The following is a 26,851-nucleotide window of genomic DNA, read 5'->3' as shown; positions in this document are numbered from 1 at the left end:
TCAAAACCGGATGATGCTTTCCAGCCTCCCTCGGCTCCTCGATCTCCTTTAATCGGTTCTCCATCTGAGAACAGATACCGCTTGGTTTCTTGATTTTCGATGATAAAATTATCACCACTTTTGTAGATAATCCACAGGGCACGATTGTAGTAATTGGCATCGGCTCCTACGACTGTAGGACTTTCAAAACCGGATGATGCTTTCCAGCCTCCCTCGGCTCCTCGATCTCCTTTAATGGGTTCTCCATCTGAGAACAAATACCGCTTGGTTTCTTGATTTTCGATGATAAAATTATCACCTTGTTGATGGATAATCCACAGGGCGCGATTGTAGTAATTGGCATCGGCTCCTACGATTTTAGGACTTTCAAAACCGGATGATGCTTTCCAGCCTCCCTCGGCTCCTCGATCTCCTTTAATGGGTTCTCCATCTGAGAACAGATACCGCTTGGTTTCTTGATTTTCTATCAGCACAGATGTGTTGAGTAACTTAAAAGAGTTTGGGCTAACTTTTTCCATAAACTTCTCCTGGTCAAGTTGTTCGTGAGTCCTGCAAATAACACCTGTTTAATTTACCATCGATTCGGTTTGACTTGAGTTAATTTTTGTGGAGATGTTTGCGAAAGTTATTCAATCTTTTCTGCGGATTTGTTCCATAAACTTTATATTTTGTATTTTTTCTTAACGACAATTTAACGCAAAAATAGAGAATAGTCTTTTGACAAATGCCTAAAAATATGATAATAATTTATCTTCAAAATCAAACCGTAAGTTGTTGAGTGTAATACGAGAGAATACTTGCACTTTTAGATGGCGACAACTCATTTCCTGGCTATATTACTGGCTATATTAAAATATTACGAAGAACATCTGCAAACGGTTTGAATTATGTTACAGTATTCCCAAAAATTGCGCTTAAAGTGCGCTTAAAGTCGTAAAAACGCAGCATTTGACAACGAGGAGTTTTCACTTATGGCTATAAAAGTCGCAATTAATGGATTTGGTCGCATTGGACGTTTAGTGATGCGTTCCGCGATTAAAAATCCTGAGATTGAGTTTGTTGCGATTAATGACCTCGTACCTGCTGAAAACTTAGCTTATTTATTCAAGTACGATTCGACTCACGGTAAGCTTGAAAGCCAAGTTGAAGCAAAGGATGATAGCATCATCGTTGATGGACACTCGATTCGTTGCACTTCGGTCAGAAATCCCGACCAATTGCCTTGGAAGGAGATGGGAGTAGACTATGTGGTTGAGTCTACGGGGCTATTTACTACTTATGATGGCGCTTACAATCATATTACGGCCGGTGCCAAACGGGTGATTATTTCCGCCCCGACCAAAGACCCTGACAAAGTAAAAACGTTGTTGATGGGGGTCAACCACGAAGAATTTAGTCCCCAAGACCATTTAATTGTTTCTAATGCCAGTTGTACCACGAACTGTTTAGCCCCGGTTGCGAAAGTCATTCAAGATAACTTTGGTTTAGCAGAAGGGTTGATGACAACGGTTCACTCGATGACGGCGACACAACCGACAGTTGATGGCCCGAGTAAAAAAGATTTTCGCGGAGGACGCGGTGCCGCCCAAAATATTATTCCGGCTTCTACGGGGGCAGCAAAAGCGGTAACATTGGTTTTACCCGAACTCAAAGGAAAATTAACTGGGATGGCGTTTCGGGTTCCGACTCCGGATGTTTCTGTTGTTGACTTAACGTTTAAAACAGAGAAATCGACCAGTTACAAAGAGATTTGTGCAGCGATGAAAGCGGCATCAGTTGGGGCGATGAAAGGCGTTTTAGGGTATACCGAAGACCCGGTTGTTTCCACTGATTTTGTGACCGATTCTCACTCGAGTATTTTTGATGCGGATGCGGGAATGGAGTTGAATTCTAACTTCTTTAAAGTTGTATCTTGGTATGATAACGAGTGGGGGTATTCCTGTCGTGTGGTTGATTTGATGTTATTGATCGCGAAAAAAGACGGGTTATTGTAAACTCGGTGAGTGAGGGTGGGCAATGCTCGCCCTATCTGTTTAAAATTTTGACTTTTTAACTAACTTTTGAAGGGTTAAATTTTACCCGAACGATTGCTTTTAAAATTACGATTGAACTAACTCTATGTCCGAACTGCCGCCATTGAATACTGATACAATTTGGGCAATTCTGAACGAAGAACTCAATGATGCCACTGTCAATCAACTGCTTTGGTATCATCTCGGTTATCGCTACAACTCAGAATACCAAAGTTGGGATTGTACCAATGTTGAACCCGTTTGGCAAGAGGAGTATCCCGAACCTCCAGACTTTATTGACAGTCGCCCTGCAACCGTGAAATTAACTCGATCTATCCCCAAAGAATATAAGCAGTTACTCAAAGAACAGTTAGGGTTTACCGGATATAAAGTCGGTGAATTTACTCCAGCCCAGGCCCGTCGTGCAACCGCAGCGAACTGGTTACTTGCCAAAATGAAGCAAGGATCAACCGTCACCCGTGATCAATCATGAATGAAGAGTCTTCCCGATAAGCTTTCTTACCTATTACCCTGTCAGTAAATCTTGACCGTTCGGTAGATTACGGCTCTCCTCACTGTATCGTAGTTTAAAATAACGGTACAGTGATAGTAACAAGCAAGTACACAAAAATTTACAACGGTCAGATAAAAAACCCTCTCTGATCTAGCAACTCCAAATAGGAGAGGCCATAAGCTCTATAGGTGGAACCGAAACATCATGTTTGAATACTTTTCAGATAAAGCCATTAAAGTTGTGATGCTGTCTCAAGAGGAGGCACGTCGCTTAGGACATAACTTTGTCGGTACGGAACAACTGCTGTTAGGCATTCTGGGAGAAGGAACCAGTGTCGCAGCTAAACTGTTGTCGGATAAAGGGGTTACCCTCGAAGACGGAAGACGAGAAGTTGAATCGATTATTGGACGGGGTTCGGGCTTTATTCCCGCAGAAATTCCCTTCACTCCGCGAGCTAAACGGGTCTTTGAAGGCTCCCTACAAGAAGCTCGTCAATTGGGAAACAACTACATCGGCCCCGAACACATCTTACTAGGATTATTGCAGGATGAAGAAGGGGTTGCCGCAAAAGTTCTAGAAAATTTTAGCATTGAGAGAGCCAAACTTCGCACTGATATTATCAGAGCTTTGGGAGAGGATGCGGGATCAACCGTCTCAGCCGGAGGGCGGGCTTCAGGAAACAAACGCACTGTCACTCTCGATGAATTTGGCACCAATTTAAGCAAATTAGCCGCAGAAGGTAAACTCGATCCGGTTGTCGGGCGGGCAAGGGAAATTGAACGGGTGATCCAAATTCTCGGGCGTCGTACCAAAAATAACCCCGTATTAGTCGGTGAACCAGGAGTCGGAAAAACGGCTATTGCTGAAGGGCTAGCCCAACGTATCGTTCAAGAAGATATCCCTGAACTCTTAGCCGATAAGCAGGTGTTTAGCTTGGATATGGGGTCGTTAGTCGCCGGAACTCGCTTTAGAGGAGAATTTGAAGAACGACTCAAAAAGATCGTCGAAGAAATTCGATCGGCCGGAAATATTATCCTGGTGATAGACGAAATTCACACGATTGTCGGCGCTGGGGCAATTGAAGGCAGCATGGATGCCGCAAATATGCTTAAACCGGCCCTTGCCCGAGGAGAATTGCAGTGTTTGGGCGCGACAACTCTTGATGAATATCGCAAGCATATTGAACGAGATGCGGCTTTAGAACGACGCTTCCAGCCAGTTATGGTCGGTGAACCGAGTGTCGAAGATACGGTGGAAATTCTATTTGGGTTGCGTTCAGCTTATGAACAACACCACAGACTCACTATTACCGATCAAGCGGTATACGCCGCAGCAAATTTATCTGATCGTTACATTAGCGATCGCTTCTTACCCGATAAAGCCATTGATTTAATCGATGAAGCGGGTTCTCGCGTGCGGGTGATGAACTCTAAAACCTCGCCAGAAACTCAAGAACTCAAGCGGGAATTGTCGGATATTATCCGCGAAAAAGAAGAAACGGTTAAAAAACAAGATTTTGAGAAAGCCGGAGAGTTACGCGATCGCGAAATCGAACTCAAAGAGAAAATCACTGCGGTTACCGAGGAGAAAGAAACCAGCAAAGCCCCCTTACAACTGATGGTGGGTGAGGAAGATATTGCCGAAGTGTTGGCCGCGTGGACGAGTATTCCAGTCAGTAAACTCACCGAATCTGAGTCTCAGAAATTGCTGCATATGGAAGAAACGCTTCACCAACGTCTTATCGGTCAAGATGAAGCTGTCAGTGCTGTTTCTCGGGCTATTCGACGGGCGCGTGTCGGTTTGAAGAACCCCAACCGTCCGATCGCGAGTTTTATCTTCTCAGGCCCGACTGGAGTGGGTAAGACGGAGTTAACCAAAGCGTTAGCCGCCTATTTCTTCGGTTCAGAAGAAGCGATGATTCGCTTGGATATGTCGGAGTTTATGGAACGTCATACGGTATCCAAATTAATTGGTTCACCTCCCGGATATGTCGGGTTTGATGAAGGTGGACAACTGACTGAAGCGGTGCGGCGTCGTCCTTACACGGTGGTATTGTTTGACGAAATCGAAAAAGCACACCCCGATGTGTTTAATATGTTGCTGCAAATTCTTGAAGATGGACGGTTAACCGATGCCAAAGGACGCACTGTTAGCTTTAAGAATACCTTGTTAATTATGACCTCTAATATTGGGTCGAAAGTGATTGAAAAAGGTGGCGGTGGACTGGGCTTTGAGTTGGGCGAACCCGGAGAAGATTTGCAATACACTCGCATTCGCAACTTGGTCAATGAAGAATTGAAGCAATTTTTCCGTCCAGAATTCCTCAACCGTTTGGATGAAATTATTGTCTTCCGTCAGTTAGAACGAGAAGAAGTTCGTCACATTGCCGATATTATGTTGCAAGAAGTCTTCAGACGTCTGGGTGAAAAAGGCATGACGATAGAAGTCACCGACAAGTTTAAGGAACATCTGATTGAAGTGGGTTATGACCGAAATTACGGGGCTAGACCGATGCGCCGTGCGGTGATGAGTCTGTTAGAAGATGCCTTAGCTGAAGCGATGTTGTCTGGTGTGTTGATAGAAGGAAATCATGCGTTAGTTGACATGGATGAGGAAGGGAAAGTGAAAGTCTCTCCTGCTGAACGTCAACCGGAAGACGTCGCGGAGTATGCGGTGACTACTCATCGTTAATTAGTCATTGTTAAATTAATTTTAGGCGGCATCTGTATAGGTGTCGCTTTTTTTTGGGTTAATGAGACGCTTGCACTACTGTTTACATCTCAAATGAAAACGCTATACATAATTATTTTTTCACACAGGGAGTCAGACGAATATCAATGCTTTTGATATGTGAAACAAACCAATCCAACAATTCTTTTTTAATCCGAACACTAATTAAATTTAGAGATTCTTTTTGATCAATTTTTTGATTCACTTCTTGTAAAATTTTCAAGAATCTAGCGTGGGCGGCTTGATTTTGACAAGCGACTGGGCATTTATGTAATTCCATACAAGATTGTTCATAGCTAAAATGATTATTAACGTACATATTGAGAAAACTCAAGATTGATTTCAGTTCTTGCGTTTCTTTTTTGACAACAATCGCTTCTAACAACCGATCCATTTGATCAATTAATTGTTTATGTTGTAAATCTAGTAAGGGAATTCCAATGCTGAGAGTGTCATTCCATGTCGATGTTGATTTCATTTCAGCCTACACTCCTAAAAATTCAGTCAATTTCATGAACACTAACCACTTTAAGTTTAATAATAGTTAATTGTGTCTGACGGGTTATCTTTTTATTTTAGATATAAAAAATCCAATTAAAATAATTGCAATAAAAGTTAATTTTATCAAGCTTTTACTCTATTTTTTTTAAGTATAAAAACTTATTTTATCACCCCCTTAAATTTAACTTTATTTTTGATCCGCATTTGACCTGACTTTAAATATTCTCGCTTAAATATTCTCGCATATATTCATTCACTAACTCCGGTTTTTCTTGTTGTACCCAATGGCTACAATTGGGAATATAACGAACTTTGAAATTCTGTACATATTCTTCGGTTCCGTACGTTAATTCTTTGCCTAAAGCCGTATCACTTTCTCCCCAAATCATTAGTGTAGGAACGGTTAATAAACCCCATTCCGGTCGATCTTGAGGATTGAAAAAATCGGGGAAAACATTACGATAATAGTTGACCATAGCCGTTAAAGCCCCTCGTTTAGCAGCCGCATCTTTATAAGCTTCTAAATCGTGAGTGGGAAAGGCACTTTTATCAATTGCCATATCCACAAAACCAGATGAAATTGCCCGATAATCATCCGCTTGTAACAATAACTCGGGTAAAAAAGGGAGTTGAAATAAAAACACATACCAACTTTTTTGGAGTTGATCAATTGTCCATAACCCATCCGCAAACTTCGCTGGATGCGGAATATTCATGACAATTAGTTTCTCGACCATTTCCGGGTAAGTATAGGAAAAATTCCAGGCAATTGCGCCGCCCCAGTCGTGACCGACTAAGATACAATTGTCATATCCTAAACCTGTAATCACTCCGCGAATATCTTGGATCAGTTCCCTCATATTATAAGCGGATAATTCTCTGGGTTTGTCACTTTCGTTGTAACCCCGCAGATCTAACGCAACGACTTGATAATCTTGGGCAAATTCAGGAATTTGATAACGCCAAGAGTACCAAAACTCAGGAAACCCATGTAACATCAGCATTAATGGCCCCTCGCCTTGGGTAACATAATGCAGTTTGACGCCATTTGTCGTGATGTATTCACTCCTCCAAGTTCCTTCTAATACAGACATATTAACCTCCTAAAATTGTTTAACGGGTTGTGATCTGAGTCTCAAATTAAATATCAGCGATCAAACTAAAATTAGCTTAACCACTGATTAGAGAGTTTTCAGTCATCAGTCTTGTCATTGAAAGGACTTCAACGTTTAGACAGGGTTTTAATCCCGGATAGACTGATAGATATTATCTTTGATTTTGATCGAATCTGAATCTAACTTTAGTCTGATATTAAGTTTGAGAAGCAGATTCTTTTTGAGTCGCCGCATCTGAACGATCTTTTTCTTTGATTAGACGGTTTAAACTGTCTTCGACGAGGCGCTTACGTTGTTCTTCTTTGGTTTGTTGTTCTTGTCGATCTTGGAATAATATTCCGACTAAATGTGCGATGGCTAAACCCATTGCCCCCAAAGATAAAATATAACTATGGAGGGTGTAAAGTCGCAACAATGTTGAGGTATTAATTCCACCGCCTCCGGTCACAATTTCTCGCAGAGTTGAACCAATAAAGGGAATGGCTTCAATTGTTCCTAACTCAATTTTGAGTCGCCAAAAACCTTCTTGAGTCCAACTTAAAGCCATTGCTGTCCAGTCTAAACCAATGGAGGCTAATATTAGAAAGATACCACTAATCCAAGCTATTAGCCAACTGCTGCGAAATTGTCGTCCTAAAAACATTAGAACTAATTGAACTAAGCCTAAGGCAATTACAAAGTTTCCTGCATACTTGTGTAAACCTTGCACTAACCAGCCAAATTCTACCTGTTGGGTGATTTGTTCTAGAGACTGATAAGCCCCCCCTGCAATGGGTTGATAGTTGATGGCGATCAGTAATCCTGTCAGGGCGGAAACCAGCGTTAAAGTTAAAATTGATACCGCCACTACCGTTGAAGTTCGCCTGAGTACAAACAAGGGATTAATTCTTTGCATAATTTTGTTGTGTTATGTAAATAAACGTCAAAAATGATGACAATAAATTTTTGAACTGAATCTGCCTATCTGTGGAGTTAATTCTCTAAAACCCTGATCAGAAGGTATATTCAGCATCCAAAACTCAAAAAGTGTTGAAAATTCAGAAATGATTGATTTGAGCAATCTACATAAATCTTAACACAATTCTCAGAAAAACGCAGTGCATCCTCTGGACTGATGAGATCAGTTAACACAAAGGAGATTGAGATCACGATATAAATTACCTGTTTATGAAACAATAGATGAGTTGCGATTAAAATCAATCAGAGCCAAAAAATTGCGATCGCCGATTTTTTATAGAGAAAAATTCATCAACAGGAGGTTTCCAAAAAATGATCGAAGATATTGTTAATTCGAGTGCGCTTTTACTGGTTTTACTCAACCCCTTTTTGATGAGTATCTATTTAATGGATTTGATTCAAAAGTTTGATTTAAGAACCTTTTCTATTTATCTGCTGAGAGGAACCCTGATTAGTGCTATTGTTTTTATTACATTTGCTTGGACAGGAGAAACAGTTTTCCAAAAAATTTTACAAGTTCGATTTGAATCTTTTATAATCTTTGGGGGAATCATCTTTTTAATTATTGGTTTGCGGTTTTTCTTTGGAGGAAGTGATGCAATTGGACAACTACGGGGACAGCCTAGAGGTGTCGCAATTACCATTGCAATGCCTTACATGATTGGGCCGGGAACGGTGAGTGCCAGTGTGATTGCGGGAAGTCGTTTATCTCCTTTATTTTCGGCTTTATCAATCCTGATGGCACTGTTTATAACCGTGATTTCAATTATTATAATGAAATGGTTACATGATTATGTTCGTAAGCAAAATGAAGCAATTGTTGAACGTTATATTGATATTGCTGGACGAACTTCTGCCTTAATTATTGGAACGTTTGCTATTGATATGATTATGAGAGGGATTGAAGAATGGTTTCAACTCGATCTGAACACTTAAACTTAGAAATTACAGTTGCAACTCACCAAGATTTACCGCAACTCAATGCTCTTTATGCCCAAATGGATGATTTACCCTTGCTTGCTGATGGTAAAATAGAGGAAATATTTAACCAAATTAATCAAATACCTAACTATAAAATTTATTTGGTTTGGTTAGAAGAAAAAGCAGTGGGGACATTTAGCTTATTGTATGTTCCGACCATGATGCACCCAGGATTTCATCAGTTTGCAGTCTTAGATGCTGTGAGTGTAGCTTCTGCTTATCGTAGTCAAGGTATTGGTAAAACGATGATTCGCACTGCCTTAAAATTGAGTGCAGAAGCCGGATGCTACAAAGTAACGCTTTCTTCTAATCTCAGTCGAGATCGCGCCCATACGTTCTATAAATCCCTCGGTTTTGAACAGCATGGTTGGAGTTTTAGCTTAAAAGTTGTACCCGAAATTTAGCTTTTAAGGTAATCTAGATTAAGACAATCACTGTTTCTCATCACCTCACATCCTATTAATCTCAATTTACAATGAAAATTCTGAGTAATCTAATCGCAAAAGCCACTTCTCCTCAACCTCCCCGGATTAAAAAGAAGCGTCGAGGAATTCATATTAAGTCGCCTCAAGAAATTGAAATTATGCGACAATCTAGCAAAATTGTAGCAACAATTCTCAAAGAAATTGCGGCGATGGTGCAACCCGGAATGACTACCGCAGATTTAGATGCTTATGCCGAAAAACGAATTCGAGAAATGGGTGCAACCCCCAGTTTTAAAGGGTATTATGGCTTTCCAGGTTCGATATGTTCCTCGATTAATAATGAAGTCGTTCATGGAATTCCCAATCGTCGTAAAGTGATTCGGGCTGGAGATGTTTTAAAAGTTGATACTGGGGCTTATTATCAAGGATTTCATGGAGATTCTTGCATTACAATTCCCGTGGATGAAGTTACCCCTGAAGCAGCTAAATTAATTCGAGTCGCCGAAGAAACGCTTTATAAAGGCATCGAACAAGTGAAAGCAGGTGCTTCTTTACTCGATATTGCCGGGGCTATTCAAGATCACGCAGAAGCCAATGGGTTTCGTATTGTTGAAGAATTTACAGGTCATGGCGTTGGAGAAAACTTACACGAAGAACCTTCTGTTTTTAATACTCGCACTTATGATTTACCGAATGTGAAATTAAAAGCCGGGATGACGTTAGCCATTGAACCGATTTTAAATGCAGGTTCTCGGTTTACTCGCATTTTGTCTGATAAATGGACGGCTGTTACCGTTGATAATGCGCTTTCCGCTCAGTTTGAACATACTGTATTAGTGACAGAAACGGGTTATGAAATTCTGACAGATCGCTCAAAAGTTTAAAGTTTAATACTCTAAAATATTTCTCTCCCTTCTGATAATATTGGGGAGAGATATCTAGATTAAGAGGAGAAACAATGAGCGATTTAGAGATTATAATTGTTGATTATACGAAAGCAATAACTGAAATTAGAACCATCCGACATCAAGTTTTTAGCGTTGAACAAGGTGTTGAATCAACACTTGAATTTGATGGCAAAGATGACACCGCCCAACATTTACTGGCTTACTTCAATTCTCAACCTGTAGGCACGGCGAGAATTCGGTATTTATCTCCTCAAACGGCTAAAATTGAACGGTTAGCCGTACTTTCGACAGCCCGAGGACGAGGAATTGGTCGGAAACTTATGGAGGTAGCATTAGAGACAATTGCATCAAAACAAGTTGAAGAAACGATAATTCATGCTCAAGAATATATCAAAAATTTATATCTAAATCTGGGATTTGAGCAAGTTGGAGAAAAGTTTGACGAAGCGGGAATTTCTCATGTTAAAATGATTAAAAAAATGTCTGTTTAGAAAAAAGACTTGCAGATGAACCACCGCCTATCTTTCGCAACTCGACGCCGATTTATTCAAGCTGCTGCCACTTTAGTTGGTGTCAGTCTCGCTAAAACGACCTACTCCTCAACAGCGACAGAAAAACAAATCTATTATATTTCTCCCTCGGGAAACGATGCCAATCCCGGGACTCTTGAACAACCTTGGGCGACGATTCAAAAAGCCGCAGACACCTTAACAGCAGGAGATACAGTTTATCTCCGTGAGGGAACTTATCTCATTTCTCAACAAATTAATCCGCGAAATTCAGGAACAGAAAATCAGTGGATTATTTACGCCGGATATCCCCGTGAAACCGCGATTATTGATGCGGATAATATCTATGTTGGCCCGCCTGTGGGTCAAGCCCCTTTTCCTCACGATCAAGGTGCATTTCAGATTGAAGGAAAACATCATATTCTGATCAAAAACTTAACCCTAAAAAATTCCCATAACGGTGGATTTGTGGTTCGAGATAGTCATCATATCGACTTCTATAATAACACAACGATCAACACATTTTCATCAGGAATTTTTATCGGTAGAGGATGCTATCAGCACAAAGTTTTGGGGAATACGGTAATTAATGCCAATACCAATGAGATGAGAATTGAACATCCCGGCTATCCCTACCAGAAAAGTGTCGGCCCCCACGAAGGGATTACTATCGGAAGTGTTGAAGATTTTGAAGTCGCTTACAATCAAGTTTGTTACTGTGCAAAAGAAGGAATAGACTGCAAAGGAACGCCCAAGAGAGGAAAAATTCATCATAATTATACCCATCACTGTCGGCGTCAGGGTCTTTATGCGGACTCTTGGCGGGATGTATTGGAAGATCTAGAATTCTATGAAAATGTCGTCCACGACTGCGAAACGGGAATCGCAATTTCTGCCGAAGACGGCCCGAAAATTAATAATATTAAAATTCATCATAACTTGGTTTTTAATAATCGGGCAACCGGAATTTTTATTTCTCGTTGGGGGAAAGATAGACTGAAAACTAATATTCAAATTTATAACAATACCATTCATCATAATGGCTATGGTTTGAAAAATACGCCTGACCCTTATTGGTTAACAGGTGGACTCTATTTTTATAGCACAAACCTAGAAAATGTGGTTGTCAGAGATAACATTTTCAGCGATAACGCCTGGTTTCAAATTGGTTACAGCAGTGACTTTGAACCCGATGCTTTTCGGACGAAAAATATTAAAATTGAATCGAATTTATTTTTTGATAACAATACGGTGACTTATCCTGTTAATCTCGATGAATGGGCAAATGATCGAGTTTATGCAACCAAAGGAGAGGATTTTATCGAAGCTGATCCTTTATTTGAAAATACAATGAATGTTAACTTTTATTTACAAGCTTCTTCTCCCGCAGCCCAGAAAAATTTTGGGGCTTTTCCGCCGAATGCGACTCAAAACTTTTGGTGGAGTGTTAACTTTCCACCTCAGTTTGTTCATCCCTCAGAAGAAAGTTTCAGTTGAAGGCATTCTTTCGACGGTTTAATCAAAGAACGTAAGAGGTGAAAATTACTGGGCATTCGTTGTAGTATATGCCGACTCAGCCAGATTACTAAAATTGAAAGGAAAAGAATCTGTTGTCGATTTTAACTCTTGCGAACCAAAAGTTTTAAGAACGTTGTTTTCAATACTAGAACTGTACTCTTCACATTCCCACCCTCTGTTGAGGCTACAGTTGTAACCGATGACAAAGTTGGCAAAAGAATATAAGTTTGGTCGCTCTCCCGAATGTTGAGTTTCGGGATCGAACTTTTGGAGAAAGGCATCAGAACGATTATTTTTGTAAACATAACTAATCCCACCCAAAATCACCCAATCAGCCTGGTTTTCGCGATTTTGATTTAAACAAGCAACGGTTAAATTATAAAAAGTAGAGTGCATATTCGAGCCAGTAACCAAAAATTCTACTCCTTTGCCATTACAGTTCATGGGTTCCCCGCTTTCCCATTCAATTCTAGTCATTGCTCGCTGTTCCCATCCCACACCTGCTAATACTATTTTGGTGGTTGTGGTTAAATTAAGAATCAACCCAATAATTAAGGTTAAAGAAAAACTCAATGTTTTAATTGATAATTGGAAGTTTTTAGTAATCTGCATTTTAGCCTCCTTTGAGTAAAAAATTTTTATTTTCTTGATTTAACTCAACTTTAAGTAAATCTATTGTACTCCATTAATATCAAAAATCAAAGTCGTAGCTTTTCTGATATAATCTCTAACGCTATTGCCAACTTTTCATCTTCTAATGGTTGATTGATTAAGGTTTTCAGTCGTTGATTCGCTAAAGGTTTATTATCCGTTTTGATCGCCTGATACACTTCATCCCAAACCGATTTAATCTCGGGTTGAATGGGTAGAATATTGGTCTGAATATAAGCCGCCAATTCCACTAAACTCATGGCTTCAAAGCGGGATTCATCCAAGTTTAACAGCCAGTTATCTGTCCGAAACGGAAACGCTGGAAGTTCGGCTGAGTTGTAAAGATTTCCAATCGGATTATTTGCCCAACCATAACGAACCGCTACGGGCTGTTTAACGGCTTCACTGGTTAAAATTACCCGATTTCCTTCTATCTTTCCATCCGCCCAAAAAAAGCGATGATTACTTCCCGCCACAGCAAATCCTTTTAACTGATCTCCCTTAATTTTTAATCCTTTTCCCGCAGAATCAAAGGTTACAATCGCTTGATTTTCTTTAAATTCAACCGACTGATAAACAGGCCCACTCCAAACTAAATCTTTCTGACCATAAACTGTTGCCATTGCTGCTAAAAATAGCCGCTTTCCGGCTAACTGTTTGTTGGGGGGATGAATATTATTAAAATTATTATTTTCATCTAAAATATCAATAGTAGAAATCATCGCCGTATTGGGCAACTTTAACGCCTCTTTTTGGGCTGATCGCAATCTCGGCCAGGGATCATCTTCGGAGGGATAGGTTTGTTTTTCCAGAAAATTAGCAAGTTCAACAAATAAAAAAGGAGCGTTATCATTTCCCCACAAACTTCGCCATTCTTGAATTAAACTCGGAAATAAAGTTCTATACTGCATCGCCTCTTTTGCATTAGATTCTCCTTGCCACCAAATAAACCCTCTGGGTGTATAGGGAATCGCCGGATAAACCATACCGTTAAATAACTGGGCGGGTCTGGTTTTAGAGTCTTTTTGTAGCCGCCAAAAGGCTAGAGTTTCGGGAAAATTTGCCGCGAGTAACGGTTGAGATAAAAAGGTTTCAATTTCTCGGTTGGGAACCGCCAGATGTACAATTCCTATCGGAACGTTTAACTTTTGATGCAGTTCTTTGGCAAAAAAATAAGCCGTTGCGGGGAAATTTTTAACGGTTTTTGGCGTTGTTAATTCCCACTTTGCCGGAATGGTTTTTTGAGGTGTATTTGCAGGCCACCCATTTTCTTGAGGTGAAGTATTCGCATCCCAAACCCGAATATGTGGAAAGTTAGCCTGAGAAATTTCTTGTTGAGAATTATCACTGCGACTGACAAACCACCACATATTACTTTGCCCACCCGCAACCCAAACTTCCCCAACTAACACATCTTTTAAGGTAATCAGTTGTGAACCTTGAATCGTTAAATTAAACGGCCCTCCTGCCTTACCACTGGGGATTTTAACCTGCCATTTCCCATCCACTTCAACGGTCGTTTTGACTTCGTGATCTCTAAATTGAACTGTTACAGTATTACCCGGTTTATCCCATCCCCAAATCGCCACATTTGTTTGTTGCTGAAGTATCATGTGATCGGCGATAATCGAAGGGAGGTGTAAGCTTTCGGTTGAGCTTGAGTTTACCTCAATATTTAAGCTCAATAAAAACAACACCATTAGCCCGAAACAGGCAAAAATAATACTCTCTCTTTTCATGGTTAATTGGGGGGTGATTATCCGTTCATTCACCCTGGAGATGAAAACCTTTAATTCTCTTACCTGGTTATCTTGTGCATTTTGTCAAGAGGGTGATTTTGGATGCTTGGGGATCTTTCAAAAACTCGTGCATTACCCCTTGCCAAACTTTGTCAGGAAATGCTGAACGTTAACGCAATCATCAGGGTTTTAGCCTCTATTTTGACCTCAAGATACTAGAAGCCCTTGGGGGATGTTTTCATAAGCATACCAGAACCCTCATTCTGTCGTCAATAGTTGGGAAGATTTTGAGTCAAAAAATATGAGAATTTGGGATTAAGTTTTGATTATTCAAACAGTTGTGACAAAACCTATTTTGAATACTTATCAGTTTGGGACTTTTTTGGGGTGGGGGGGGTTGACAACTTTGGCGAAAATCGGGTATTATTCTCTCATAATGGAAATCTGTACCAAAATTTTATTTTTGCAAACACCCCATTATATAACTTACCTATAATCCTATCAAAAAGCCTCGGATAAATCAACCCCCTTCCCAATACTGAAATAAAACCTCACCCGCTTCTTGTAAACTCTCCCCAAAAGTTAATACACCCTCTTCATGTCCAGCCATCGCCAGTATTTTTAGATCACCTAAATCCTCCTGTTCAAATAAACGAAACATTTCCTCTACCATCTGGGGTGTACCATAAGGAACCTCTGGGCGAGTCGTCGGAATATGAAATAATAAATTTTGCCAAAATTCGGCATGATGAATATGAATAATGGCTTTAATATTAGATTGAAAACTATAAATAGCGGCATGAGTTAGAGACTCAGAAGAAGCTTTAATCGGCCCTCGACAAGTGAGGGAATTTTCGGTGAGATTAAACTCAGTGACTCGGGTATAATATTCAGGTTTGAGATGAGGGAAATGTCCGGTTTGAGTCCCAGAAACAACAAATTCTAAAGAATCTTGTAACCGAATGCTAATATTCCCAAATCCAATCCCATTGTCATAAACGCCAATTAAACCTAACGAATAAAGATGATCACGCCACTGCATCAACTCTTGAATCACTTTAGTCTCAACAGGTTCATCCTTTAACCAGTGACAGTGATATTTAATAACGCCTTCATCCATTTTAAATCCTCAAACTCAACACCAAAAAAGGCGAACCGTAATCAAAGTCCGCCTGATGATTCTAGATCAAACATCCATTAAAGCTTAGTCCCACATTCTGGACAAAAATGATTGCTCGCGACATTCTTAGTCCCACAATTGCTGCAATACATTAATTCTGCCGCTTGTTCCAACTTTTTGCGTTCGGGTAGCCCCAACATTTGAGCATTACTCTTACCCGGTGCCACCATCGGATAACAGTTCTCATCTCGACGTACCCGCACATCCATCAATACTGCGCCATCATAAGCCAGCATTTCGGTGAGCGCCTCATGCAATTCATCGGGATGTTTAACCAACATTCCCTTAACCCCATAAGCCTCAGCCAACTTGACAAAATCGGGCATTCCCAATTCCATATTCGACGAAGAATAGCGCTCTCCAAAGAAAGTTTGCTGCCACTGGCGCACCATTCCCTGCCAACCATTATTAATAATCACAGTTTTGGCATAAATACCATACTGCGCTAAGGTTCCCAACTCCTGAATATTCATCTGTATACTGGCATCCCCGGCAATACAAATCACTTGATGATCGGGGAGGGCAACTTTTGCGCCCATCGCTGCCGGGAGTCCAAAGCCCATCGTCCCTAAACCCGCGCTGGAAATCCACTGACGCGGCCCATTTTTGAGATATTGAGCAGCCCACATCTGATGTTGACCCACATCAGTCGTATAGTAAGCATCCGGCGCCATTTTTGCTAGTTCAGAAATCACCTTTTGAGGAGAAAGACTATCGGGATATTCAGGAACTTCTAGGGGATAATCTTCACGCCAACGGTTAATCCGGTTTAACCAAGCTTCAGTTTGAGTTTGGGGTGCAGGTTCTTCTGTTTCCCGACATCGACGCAACAAATCAATCAACACCTGGCGGACATCTCCGACAATCGGAACTTGAGGGGTGCGATTTTTCCCAACTTCTGCCGGATCAATGTCAATATGAATCACTTCTGCGCGCGAGGCAAATTCTTCGAGTTTACCTGTCACCCGATCATCAAATCTTGCCCCAACTGCGATCAACAAATCACATTCACTGACGGCAAAATTGGCATAAGCGGTGCCGTGCATTCCCAACATTCCCACCGCTAGGGGGTGATTTTCATTAAATGCACCTTTCCCCATTAACGTCGTGGTGACGGGAATTTGGAACAATTCGGCGAGTTCGTGAATTTCACCGTGAGCGTTAGCAGAAATCGCGCCTCCGCCAATATACAACAAAGGACGTTCAGCTTTACGAATCAAAGTGATCGCTTGGTTAATTTGGCGCATATTGCCTTTAACCGTGGGTCGATATCCGGTGAGAGAGACTTCTCCAGGGTTAACGGGAATATAATCAAATTCTTCTAAGCCGACATCTTTGGGAACATCAATTAATACAGGTCCCGGTCTTCCGGTACTGGCGACATGAAAGGCTTCGGCTACAATGGTTGCCATATCTTTAGGGTCACGCACCAAATAAGAATGCTTGACAATCGGTAGGGTAATCCCAAAGATATCTGTTTCTTGAAACGCATCCGTTCCAATCGCTTTACGAGCAACCTGTCCGGTGACCACCACTAACGGAATTGAATCCATGTGAGCAGTCGCAATCCCTGTGACCAAATTCGTCGCTCCCGGGCCAGAGGTACCAAAACATACCCCGACTCGACCTGTTGCCCGAGCATAAGCATCCGCCGCATGAGCCGCACCTTGCTCGTGTCTGACTAAAATATGCTTGAGAGCGCCTGTGGCCTCAACCCGATAGAGTTCATCATATATCGGCAGAATAGCTCCACCCGGATAACCAAATATATGCTCGACTCCGTGACGGGTTAAGCTGTCCATCAGAGCAAAGGCACCCGTTGCACGTTTTGCTGCTACTTGAGTTCTTAGTTGCACAGAATTTCCTCTATGTAAGTTTTAATTTCGAGATAAAGTTACTATTTTAATACTAATAAGGTTTCTCTTTTTTTAAGTGTGCTTTTTTTAACAACATTTTACACAGACTTTCGGTATTTTTGATTAAGACAAAGTTCCCCTCAATCTCCTATTAATTTTAGAAGATGTTTGATCAATTGCTCAGTTTGTTCAATCTATTTTTAGATCCTTTGCCGAAGTTCGGCCTCAATCTGAGTGATTCTGTTGAGAGTGTGTCACTATTCATTTGTCCATTTTCTTGACGATTGAGATGAGTATCCTCAAAATCTCTCAGGTGTCGTACTATGGATACTAGATTACAGCATATAGTGTATCATATGTTACTAATTTTTTTGATGACGCGGTGATATCAAGCTTATGTCACGCGAAATCAGCCAGAAAACATTAGGAGTGAAGAACCTTGAAAAAGATAGAAGCGATTATTCGGCCATTTAAGCTCGATGAAGTCAAAATTGCCCTCGTCAATGCGGGGATCGTCGGGATGACGGTCTCTGAAGTTAGAGGGTTTGGACGACAAAAAGGCCAGACCGAACGTTATCGGGGTTCGGAGTATACCGTTGAGTTCCTGCAAAAACTCAAAGTCGAGATCGTGGTCGAAAACGATCAAGTTGATATGGTTGTTGATAAAATCATCGCCGCTTCCCGCACAGGTGAAATTGGGGATGGTAAAATCTTCATCTCTCCTGTTGAACAAATTGTTCGGATTCGGACTGGAGAAAAGAACCAAGAAGCGATTTAACAAGAAGTGGAAAGATAGGGAATGGGGAGATATTGCATGAATGCCTGCTCCCTGTTCACTATCAAGCTTGTTTTATAAGTTGTTGCAGTTGGGGAAGCAAGACCTTAAATGCTTGGCCTCGATGGGAAATGACTTGCTTCTGTTCCGCTGACATCTGAGCAAAAGTCTTTTGTTCGGCAGGAACATAAAAAATTGGATCGTATCCAAAGCCACCATTACCCTGGGGAGTTGTCAGAATTTCTCCGGGACAGACCGCTTCTAGCTTTAAGGCGATCAAACCATCGGGACGGGCGATCGCAACGGCACAAACAAAGGCGGCTTTGCGGTTTGTAGAGTCGCCGAGTTCACGCAAAACTCGATCTATGCGATCGCGATCAGTCGTTCCATAGCGGGCAGAATAGACTCCAGGCGCACCATTGAGGGCATCAACGGTTAAACCGGAGTCATCTGCGATCGCCCATTTTCCGGTGGCTTTGGCAACTTCTGATGCTTTTAAGCAAGCATTTTCGATAAAGGTTTCTCCAGTTTCCTCAACTTCTATTTCCTCGGGTTTGAGTTGTAATTCTAGATTCAATGCCAACAGATAAGCTTTCATTTCTTCCAATTTACCTGGATTACCTGTTGCTACGACTAAAGTTTTTATCATCGGTTTGATCTTACTATTGTTTAAATTTTTATTCTAAGATCGAGAGTCAACTCTATTTTAAATTTTAATGGTTCTCTCTGCTCAACAAATTTCTCTTAATTGACGAGTTTCTAAGTTAAGGTAAACTAGATTTTGACAAAGACTCGGTAATTGTGCTGCGTGAATGACTTGATAACCTCCTTGTTTAAAATCAAAACCGACAATCGCTTGAAGTTCTGAGATCCAAACACAGCCATAAATTGAGGCTTGAATGCTTCTAGTTCCTCCAATGATGATTTGAGGTTTTTGATTAAACTTTCCGCCTAAAGCATCTTCTAAGCTGGCTGCTGAAAAGGCTAACAGTTGACCTCGTTCTCGATAATTTTTACCCTGTTCTACACTTTGTTGATAATCTCGTTCATCCCAAGTTGAAACTAATAATATTATTTCGTCTGTATTTTGATCTCGATAAAGTTGAGGAAGTTCTAATTCTTCATATCCAGTCATTAAACTCGGATGAACTAACTCCCAATTTTTTAAGTTATTGTTATCGGCTTTGAGTAAAGCAATACAAGCATTTTTATGTTGAGGATGATTTTGATCAATAATATGTTTAGCCGCCACTAACATATAATAACTCTTTTCTACCTTAAATATATAAGGATCACGCCAAGCATGAGCGGTTCTATCTCCCGGGTTTTGTGTTCTCGTAAAAAATTTAAAATCTGGATCAATGAACTGAGGAGAAAGACTAAACTGATCATCTATAGTCCATTGTTTTAAATGATTAGATTGAGCGAATTTAATCGTTTGAGCGGCGAAATAATCCCCTTTTGTTTGACGTTCAGTATAGAACATCCAGTAATTATTTGGATTAATATTAATCGTGCAACCTGTCCAAATCGATTGATTTTTACGACAGTTAATAATATTTTGATGTTGTATTTTAAAGCTTTTAAAATCCGAAGTTATTGCGTAGGTTAACTGAGAATAAAGATGATGAGTTTCTGTGTATTTATATTGCCAATCAGCCGCCAGTAAATAAACATGATAGAGTTGTTTATCGGGTTCGTAGAGATACCAAAAATCCCAGGTAAATTGGTCTTTGATCATAGAGGATTTATATACATTTGGCTGTAAAACCCAATTGATTCAGTCGGGGGCGCATGGCTGTGCGCCCTGATTTGTTAGCAATGCACCCTAATTTTTAGGTAAATATTCGAGATCATAATCAGGTTATAAAATGCGCTCAAGCACACCAACTAAAACCAAATTTACTGATAGTTACTTGCCCAATCTTTCGCCCAAGCAAGCGTTTGATTCACCTGTTTTTGATCAGCACCTTCACAATAAAGCCGTAAAACAGGTTCCGTTCCACTAAAGCGAATTAATAGCCAACGATCATCAGCCAACCGGAATTTATAACCATCCACCGTTAAACAATCTTTAACCGCTTGTCCAGCAATTTCTTTAGGCGGATTATGATCTAATTGTTCCACCAAACGCGATCGTACATCCATACTCGCCAAAGGTAAATCAATCCGATCATACACCGAAGAAAACCCAACTTTTTCTTGAAGGCGGCGATAAGTTTGGCTGAGATCTTCTCCCGACTGAACAATTGCTTCTAACAAGAACAAAGCTGATAGTAAAGCATCCCGTTCAGGAATATGAACCCCATAACCAACCCCACCAGATTCTTCACCCCCAACTAACACTTGAGCCGACAACATCCGATCCGCGATATACTTATAACCAATCGGTGTTTCATACAAAGATAAATCGTACAATTTGGCAATTCGAGGAATCAAATCCGATCCGCTTACCGTTTTAACAATTTCACCACCAAAACCCCGACGAGTTCCTAGATGTTCAATTAAAATTGGAATCAAAATTTGAGAACTGAGGAAATTGCCTTCTCCATCAACCGCAGCAATTCGATCGCTATCTCCATCAAACACAAACCCCACCGCTAAACTATCTTCAGAACGTTTATGGGTTTTAATTTGACGGAACAATTCAGGGATATATTTCGGCAAAGGTTCCGGCGCACCCCCATCAAATAAAGGATCACGATTGCTGTTAATTTCTCTGACAGAGTCGCCTAAAATCCGAGCCAAACCGCCTGTCGCCGAACCGTGCATCACATCAACAAAAACAGTCAATTTCCCCTGATTAATTGCCGTTTTAATCGCCTCAATATCAACCTTTGATTGTAGCGTTTCGCAGTAAGCAGGCCAAGGATCAAAAGACTCTAATGTTCCAGGCGTTTCTGCTTTGAGTTGAGGTAGATTGAGTCGAGCTTCTATTTAGTTCTGTAACGTCCGGGCCAACCGACCCTCCAAAAGCACCCTTAACTTTTAGACCTAAATACTTACCCGGATTATGACTTGCCGTCATCACCACGGCCCCTAAAGCCTGTTGTTGGTGAGCGACCAAACTGTAAGCAGGAGTCGGCGCGTAGGTTTGACTGAGTTTAACATCATATCCGGCCGCTTGAATGGCGATCGCTGCCACTTGAGCAAATTCTTCAGCCAAAAAGCGTCGATCATATCCTACAAATATCGTGCGGGCTTCAGCGTTATGACCATAGATTTCTTCTAACACTTGAGCAGCTAGAGGAGCCACTAAAGCGACACGTTCAAAGGTAAAATCATCAGCAATGACACCTCGCCAGCCATCCGTGCCAAACTTAATCGGTTTAGACATATCTTAGGATTGAAATTTTTTTCAGGGTACAATGGAATGTGTTTCAGCGATCGCGGAATGTTAATAGATAACAACCCCGCCCCCCCTCAGATTAAACTCACGCCCCTAATATTTTGGGAAGGGGAAATCGAATTTCGATCTGCTTTTGCCAGCCAATTCTAATAATCATGACTCTTTTTTCGATTATCTCACATCTCTACCCCAGAGCAAGGAAACCTGTTGCTGACTATTTCCTTTCTAATTGATATAAAACAAGAGACGCGCATTGCACGTCCCGATAATGGAATTAAAATTGATTGCCGGTATTTCCTTTCCCAGTGCTAGAACCTTAGAAACTGGGTTGGTGACGAATTAAGTTGAGAAATTCTTCACGGGTTTTCTGCTCTTCCTGGAAAACGCCAAGCATAGCACTGGTCACCGTCCAAGACCCTGGTTTCTGCACCCCTCGCATGACCATACACATATGGCTGGCTTCGATCACCACCGCGACCCCTTGAGGATCGAGAACCCCTTGTACTGCTTCGGCAATTTGGCGAGTGAGGCGTTCTTGAACTTGTAAGCGACGGGCATACATTTCGACAATTCGAGCCAACTTACTGAGTCCGATCACTTTTTGGTTGGGAATATAAGCAACATGAGCTTTCCCCATAAACGGCAGCATATGGTGTTCGCACATACTAAAAACCGTGATGTCACGAACTAACACCATTTCTTCGTGACCTTCATCAAAAATCGCCTCATTTACGAGGTCTTCTAAAGATTGATTGTAGCCACTGGTGAGGAAGCGCATGGCTTCAGCAACCCGTTTAGGCGTTTTTAGCAAGCCTTCCCGTTCGGGATCTTCTCCAACACCCAGCAGCATTGTCCGCACCGCTTCCATCATTTGATCATCTGAGACTTCAGTGAGGGGTTGCTTTTGAATAGGATGATCATTCAAAGCAGAAGTTGTGCGATCGGGTCGGCTGAGAATGGGACTCGAACCATTTGCGGGTTTAGAACCGTTTCCATTGGAAGCAATAGTCATAGCAAGTCCGTAAACGATAGAAAAAAGAGTGAACAATTGAGCATTGAGACATTGATGCTAGAGAGCAACAAGCGGTATCAATCACCCTAGTGGTGAGAGTTTGGAGTTGATTACTCGATCAAAATGCTCCCCCATGCGGCATGAGTGTTAGTTCTTCAATGACCGCTTGTTGAGGCAACATGACGACGTGTAAAATCGACTCAGCGACAATTTCTGGTGTCAACATCGTGGCGCGATCAAAGTCAGCTTGAACGGTTTCTGTATCCCAAAGCGGAGTATTCACCGCACCCGGACAAATCGCTGTTACCCGGATACCATAAGCGCGTTCTTCAGCAGCTAAAGCTTTTGATAACGCCATCAAGCCAAACTTACTGACACAGTAAGCTCCCCAATTGGGAAAAACTTGCTGTCCGGCAATGGAGACAACATTGACAATTGTTCCACTGGCTCTCTCGCGCATTCCCGGCAAAACCCCTTGCACACACTGAAATACACTGGTGAGGTTCAGGTCTAATACCTGTTGCCACTCCGTTAGGGGTGTACTGACTAAAGGACTGGTGTAGCCCATTCCTGCATTGTTGACGAGAATATCGATAGGACCGAAAGCAGCAGCAATCGTGTCGATTTGCTCATGCACTTGCTCAACTTTAGCGAGGTCTAAAGCATAGGCATTCGCTTCTACCCCAGAAGCCCGAGCTTGTTGGGCAATGGTTTCCAGGGTGTCGTGAGATCGACTCACTAAGGCGACATGAATTCCAGCTTTAGCAAAGGCAAGAGCTGTTGCTTTACCTATCCCACTACTTGCCCCTGTAATTAAGGCACGTCGTTCGATGGGAGAAGTCATTGACGGTTTGAGTAGTCTCCGATTGGACTCAATGAATTTGACATCTCTCCGGTTGGAAAACACGGAGATTTTGAGAGTGGACGTTAATCAATGTATGATTGATACATTTTTTGCACGTCTGGCTCATGGGTTAAATGGATGTGGCTCGGTCATTATGCTTTAAAGACCAAGGCTCAAGTTTGAGCAACGGTTACACACGAGGCTCCGTTGTCTCTCGGGGCAGGTTCCCCAATAGTCACGGGACGACCAAACCTTTTAAGGGTTCTCACCGCTAAAAGGCAAAATAATCTGTGACCTGAGCTGTATCTTTAACTTTTGTGACACGCGCTCATCTCTAAAACAGTTGTAGTTGGGTTGTTAGCCTGATGAATAGAAACTCACTGCTGCAACTTCCGTTCGTTACAGGCAAGCTTTTCCCAATCCATCACCTTTGATCCTCTGCTGAAAAACAGGGGGTCTGACGGTGGAAATGCTGTAGCAAATCTATCCTGGACAAATCTGATCAATCTGTAAAGATTTGTTACTTAGCTATTATACCATCTTCTAGGTTTATCCAAAATCTCGATGAGATTGATCGCACAACAGAGATTAAATCAAGGATGAAGCAGAAGGGATCAGCAAGATCTGTATAACTTTTGCGGATACAGACGCTGAAAAAACGCACTGAGTATGATCACTTCGACCTTCGCTCAACCTGAAAAACAGTTAAAATTCTCAACAATGGCGTTAAGCGAGTTCTTCAGCAAAAATCCCCATCTGTCGGAATTTTTGATAACGCATTTCTCGCCGTTGCTGGTTGCTCAGACTCATCAATTCCTCTAAACATTCCAACAAGGCTTGTTTGAGTTGTTCAGCTGCTTTAATCGGGTTAGCGTGAGCGCCGCCCTCCGGTTCGGGAACGATACGATCAATAATTCCTAATTCTTTTAAGTCTGTCGCCGTAATTTTTAGGGCTTGTGCGGCTTGAGCCGCTTTGGAGGCATCTTTCCACAAAATTGCAGCACAGGCTTCAGGAGAAGCCACTGTATACACCGAATGCTCCAACATTAACAACCGTTCACCAACCCCAATTCCTAACGCTCCTCCAGAACCCCCTTCTCCAATGACGGTACAAATAATCGGTACATCCAGGCGAAACATTTCTCGCAAGTTGTAGGCGATCGCTTCTCCTTGACCGAGTTTTTCTGCATCTACACCTGCCCAAGCTCCTGGTGTATCAATAAAGGTGATGATCGGCATTCCAAAATGGTTGGCGTGTTCCATCAACCGCATGGCTTTACGGTAGCCTCCGGGTGCTGCCATACCGAAGTTTCGCGCGACATTATCTTTGGTATCGCGGCCTTTTTGATGACCCAAAATCACGACGGGTTGTCCGGCTAACCGTCCAATTCCACCAACTAACGCCGGATCATCGGAACCCGAGCGATCGCCATGCAGTTCGATCCATTCCTCGCTCATGGCTTGAATGTAATCTAAGGTACTTGGACGACGAGGATGACGAGCGAGTTGCAGTCGTTGGGAGGGAGAGAGGGTGCTGAAAATCTCTTGTCGCAGTTGAGTCGCACGGGCTTCTAACTGATGAATTTGATCGGAGACATCAACGCTATTTTCCTCTGCTAACTGGCGAATCTGGTCAATGCGAGATTCCAGTTCGGCTAGAGGCTTTTCAAAGTCAAGTAGGATGGTTTTGCGGTTTGGACTTGCCACACTCAGAGTTTTGATCGCATGGGGTACATAACTTCTATTGTATCGAAAAACGGGACATTTTTAGTCACTTGGGTTCTTCGGATTTCCTCCCGGCTGTGAATGTTAATATTTTCATCGGTCTGAATCTCTTTCTGATTTTATCGCTTTTCTCTGAAGTTGAATCTTGAATTTTTATCAGGACATGGACTCCCCAAGGTAAAAAGTAACTGTTCGACACGGTTGCTTTTGCAATTCTATGCTAGTATGGTCAGCGTAAATTAATCGCGATAGATCTAAACTTGATAGTCTTCGAGTTCAAAGCAAAAGGTAAAAATAGTCAGTATCAAGCAATTGATGAGGCAATCCGAACCTATCAGTTCATCCGCAATAAATGCTTGAGGCATTGGATGGATAATATTAGGGTGGGGAAGTATGACCTCAACAAGCAATTGCTTGATATTGGCGAAACAATATACCTTTGCAAACAAGCTCAACTCTCAAGCGAGACAGTCTGCGGCAGAATGTGCGTGGAGTGCGATTAGTCGATTTTACGACAACTGCAAGAAAAAAACCCCCGGAAAGAAGCGGTGCGACCTCGCGGCTTCGCAAGCCGCTAGAGGAAGCGCACCAAGAAAAGGGTTTCCCAGGTTCAAAAAAAACGCTCGTTCTGTTGAGTACAAGTCTTCCGGCTGGAAGCTTTCGGAAAACAGAAAAGCAATTACCTTTACCGATAAAAACGGAATCGGTAAGCTGAAGCTAAAGGGAACTTATGACCTTAATTTTTACCAACTCAAAGATATTAAGCGAGTTCGGTTGGTCAGGAGAGCAGACGGGTACTACGTGCAGTTTGCCATTTCAGTTGATGTGCGAATTGAAACTGAACCAACGGGAAAAGCGATAGGATTAGATGTTGGGATTAAATATTTTTTGGCTGATAGCTTCGGAAATACTGTTGAAAATCCCCAATTCTATCGTTCATCTGAAAAACAATTAAATCGTGCTAATCGCAAAAAATCCAAAAAGTACGTTCGAGGAGTCAAACCGCAGTCTAAAAATTACCACAAGGCAAGATGTCGGTATGCCCGAAAACATTTAAGAGTAAGCAGGCAGCGTAAAGAGTATTGCAAGCGAGTTGCATACTGCGTAATCCAATCTAACGATTTGGTTGCCTAGGTCGCCTTAAATGTTAAAGGTATGGTCAAAAATCGACATTTAGCCAAATCAATTTCAGATGTGGGTTGGTCTATTTTTCGTCATTGGTTAGAATATTTTGCAATAAAATATGGGAAGCTAACAATACCAGTATCTCCCCATAATACCTCTCAAAACTGCTCTAACTGTGGCAAGAAAGTCGTCAAATCTCTGTCAACAATAACACATATTTGTCCTCACTGCGGATATACAGAAGACAGGGATGTTAATGCGGCTAAAAACATTCTGAAAAAGGCTCTAAGTACGGTCGGGCAGACCGGATCTTTAAAGCTTGGGGAGTTTCCGCCTCTTTTTATGTTGGAGCAATCCTGCATTGGAAAGCGTGAACTGTGAACCAAGAATCTCCGTCATTTATGGCGGGGAGTGTCAAGATTGAG

General features: G+C 41.7%; 22 protein-coding genes and 2 pseudogenes. 10 read left to right on the top strand and 14 right to left on the bottom strand.

All coding sequences use genetic code 11. From position 1 onward, the window contains the following. The coding region (locus M595_RS03405) for a hypothetical protein (RefSeq protein ID WP_023064494.1) at window positions 1–518 on the bottom strand (518 nt) is incomplete at its 3' end. Window positions 519–971: 453 nt separating this feature from the next. Here M595_RS03405 and gap point away from each other — a divergent pair. From gap to M595_RS03390, 3 genes are all read left to right on the top strand, one after another. Continuing rightward, complete coding sequence (gene gap / locus M595_RS03400) at window positions 972–1,994, top strand: type I glyceraldehyde-3-phosphate dehydrogenase (RefSeq protein ID WP_023064459.1); 1,023 nt, start codon at window positions 972–974, stop codon at window positions 1,992–1,994. A 124-nt stretch (window positions 1,995–2,118) separates the two neighbouring features. After that, entirely contained in the window at window positions 2,119–2,505 is a 387-nt protein-coding gene (locus M595_RS03395) for a DUF1823 family protein (RefSeq protein ID WP_023064460.1), read from the top strand. Between the two features lie 225 nt (window positions 2,506–2,730). Further along, window positions 2,731–5,217 carry an ATP-dependent Clp protease ATP-binding subunit gene (locus M595_RS03390; protein WP_023064483.1) on the top strand — a complete coding sequence of 829 codons (2,487 nt, stop codon included), beginning with the start codon at window positions 2,731–2,733 and terminating at the stop codon, window positions 5,215–5,217. Between the two features lie 112 nt (window positions 5,218–5,329). Here the strand turns inward: M595_RS03390 and M595_RS03385 are convergent, their stop codons facing one another. The 3 genes from M595_RS03385 to M595_RS03375 all read right to left on the bottom strand — a co-directional run bounded on the left by M595_RS03385 (window position 5,330) and on the right by M595_RS03375 (window position 7,767). Further along, window positions 5,330–5,734, bottom strand: coding sequence for a bacteriohemerythrin (locus M595_RS03385; protein ID WP_023064532.1), 405 nt, complete (start codon window positions 5,732–5,734; stop codon window positions 5,330–5,332). 238 nt (window positions 5,735–5,972) lie between these two features. Further along, a complete protein-coding gene (locus M595_RS03380; RefSeq protein WP_023064485.1) occupies window positions 5,973–6,851 on the bottom strand; it encodes an alpha/beta fold hydrolase in 879 nt (292 codons plus the stop codon). A 217-nt stretch (window positions 6,852–7,068) separates the two neighbouring features. Further along, window positions 7,069–7,767, bottom strand: coding sequence for a cytochrome b N-terminal domain-containing protein (locus M595_RS03375; RefSeq protein WP_023064557.1), 699 nt, complete (start codon window positions 7,765–7,767; stop codon window positions 7,069–7,071). Window positions 7,768–8,141: 374 nt separating this feature from the next. Between M595_RS03375 and M595_RS03370 the strand changes: the two genes are divergently transcribed. From M595_RS03370 to M595_RS03350, 5 genes are all read left to right on the top strand, one after another. Next, a complete protein-coding gene (locus M595_RS03370; protein ID WP_023064476.1) occupies window positions 8,142–8,765 on the top strand; it encodes a MarC family protein in 624 nt (207 codons plus the stop codon). Then, the gene (locus tag M595_RS03365; RefSeq protein WP_023064542.1) at window positions 8,738–9,214 is read left to right on the top strand and encodes a GNAT family N-acetyltransferase; all 477 of its coding nucleotides are present in this window, start codon (window positions 8,738–8,740) and stop codon (window positions 9,212–9,214) included. The genes M595_RS03370 and M595_RS03365 overlap by 28 nt, the downstream gene beginning before the upstream one ends. Before the next feature lie 71 nt (window positions 9,215–9,285). Next, entirely contained in the window at window positions 9,286–10,119 is an 834-nt protein-coding gene (gene map / locus M595_RS03360) for a type I methionyl aminopeptidase (RefSeq protein ID WP_023064451.1), read from the top strand. Window positions 10,120–10,193: 74 nt separating this feature from the next. Beyond that, window positions 10,194–10,634: a GNAT family N-acetyltransferase gene (locus M595_RS03355; RefSeq protein ID WP_023064570.1), complete on the top strand. Its 441-nt coding sequence runs from the start codon at window positions 10,194–10,196 to the stop codon at window positions 10,632–10,634. A 15-nt stretch (window positions 10,635–10,649) separates the two neighbouring features. Beyond that, the gene (locus M595_RS03350; RefSeq protein WP_040483497.1) at window positions 10,650–12,149 is read left to right on the top strand and encodes a right-handed parallel beta-helix repeat-containing protein; all 1,500 of its coding nucleotides are present in this window, start codon (window positions 10,650–10,652) and stop codon (window positions 12,147–12,149) included. 45 nt (window positions 12,150–12,194) lie between these two features. Here M595_RS03350 and M595_RS03345 read toward each other — a convergent pair whose 3' ends face one another. The 4 genes from M595_RS03345 to ilvB all read right to left on the bottom strand — a co-directional run bounded on the left by M595_RS03345 (window position 12,195) and on the right by ilvB (window position 17,596). Further along, the gene (locus M595_RS03345; RefSeq protein WP_023064587.1) at window positions 12,195–12,782 is read right to left on the bottom strand and encodes a hypothetical protein; all 588 of its coding nucleotides are present in this window, start codon (window positions 12,780–12,782) and stop codon (window positions 12,195–12,197) included. 86 nt (window positions 12,783–12,868) lie between these two features. Beyond that, window positions 12,869–14,560 carry a sialate O-acetylesterase gene (locus M595_RS03340; RefSeq protein WP_083492767.1) on the bottom strand — a complete coding sequence of 564 codons (1,692 nt, stop codon included), beginning with the start codon at window positions 14,558–14,560 and terminating at the stop codon, window positions 12,869–12,871. A 520-nt stretch (window positions 14,561–15,080) separates the two neighbouring features. Continuing rightward, window positions 15,081–15,680: a class II aldolase/adducin family protein gene (locus M595_RS03330; protein WP_023064454.1), complete on the bottom strand. Its 600-nt coding sequence runs from the start codon at window positions 15,678–15,680 to the stop codon at window positions 15,081–15,083. Between the two features lie 77 nt (window positions 15,681–15,757). Beyond that, window positions 15,758–17,596, bottom strand: a complete 1,839-nt coding sequence (gene ilvB / locus M595_RS03325; protein ID WP_023064505.1) for a biosynthetic-type acetolactate synthase large subunit — start codon at window positions 17,594–17,596, stop codon at window positions 15,758–15,760. Between the two features lie 439 nt (window positions 17,597–18,035). On the opposite strand from ilvB, the gene M595_RS03320 reads away from it, so the two are divergent. Then, complete coding sequence (locus M595_RS03320; RefSeq protein WP_009785019.1) at window positions 18,036–18,374, top strand: P-II family nitrogen regulator; 339 nt, start codon at window positions 18,036–18,038, stop codon at window positions 18,372–18,374. Window positions 18,375–18,435: 61 nt separating this feature from the next. Here the strand turns inward: M595_RS03320 and rdgB are convergent, their stop codons facing one another. From rdgB to accA, 6 genes and pseudogenes are all read right to left on the bottom strand, one after another. Then, window positions 18,436–19,020, bottom strand: coding sequence for an RdgB/HAM1 family non-canonical purine NTP pyrophosphatase (rdgB, locus tag M595_RS03315; RefSeq protein WP_023064504.1), 585 nt, complete (start codon window positions 19,018–19,020; stop codon window positions 18,436–18,438). Window positions 19,021–19,101: 81 nt separating this feature from the next. After that, window positions 19,102–20,112 carry a glycoside hydrolase family protein gene (locus tag M595_RS03310; RefSeq protein ID WP_023064489.1) on the bottom strand — a complete coding sequence of 337 codons (1,011 nt, stop codon included), beginning with the start codon at window positions 20,110–20,112 and terminating at the stop codon, window positions 19,102–19,104. Window positions 20,113–20,273: 161 nt separating this feature from the next. Beyond that, window positions 20,274–21,708: pseudogene (locus M595_RS03305) on the bottom strand (phosphohexomutase domain-containing protein). Window positions 21,709–22,036: 328 nt separating this feature from the next. Beyond that, complete coding sequence (gene folE / locus M595_RS03300; protein ID WP_023064462.1) at window positions 22,037–22,732, bottom strand: GTP cyclohydrolase I FolE; 696 nt, start codon at window positions 22,730–22,732, stop codon at window positions 22,037–22,039. Window positions 22,733–22,850: 118 nt separating this feature from the next. Then, window positions 22,851–23,576, bottom strand: a complete 726-nt coding sequence (locus M595_RS03295) for an SDR family oxidoreductase (protein ID WP_023064555.1) — start codon at window positions 23,574–23,576, stop codon at window positions 22,851–22,853. A 726-nt stretch (window positions 23,577–24,302) separates the two neighbouring features. Next, window positions 24,303–25,283, bottom strand: a complete 981-nt coding sequence (accA, locus tag M595_RS03290; RefSeq protein WP_023064596.1) for an acetyl-CoA carboxylase carboxyl transferase subunit alpha — start codon at window positions 25,281–25,283, stop codon at window positions 24,303–24,305. A gap of 278 nt (window positions 25,284–25,561) precedes the next feature. Here accA and M595_RS03285 point away from each other — a divergent pair. After that, a pseudogene (locus tag M595_RS03285) lies at window positions 25,562–26,807 on the top strand (RNA-guided endonuclease InsQ/TnpB family protein). Window positions 26,808–26,851: the final 44 nt, after the last annotated feature.

It is taken from the genome of Lyngbya aestuarii BL J (genome assembly GCF_000478195.2).
GTDB classification, from domain to species: Bacteria; Cyanobacteriota; Cyanobacteriia; order Cyanobacteriales; family Microcoleaceae; genus Capilliphycus; species Capilliphycus aestuarii.
The sequence above is the reverse complement of the archived record's forward strand: the minus strand, read 5'-3'. Positions and strand labels throughout refer to the sequence as shown.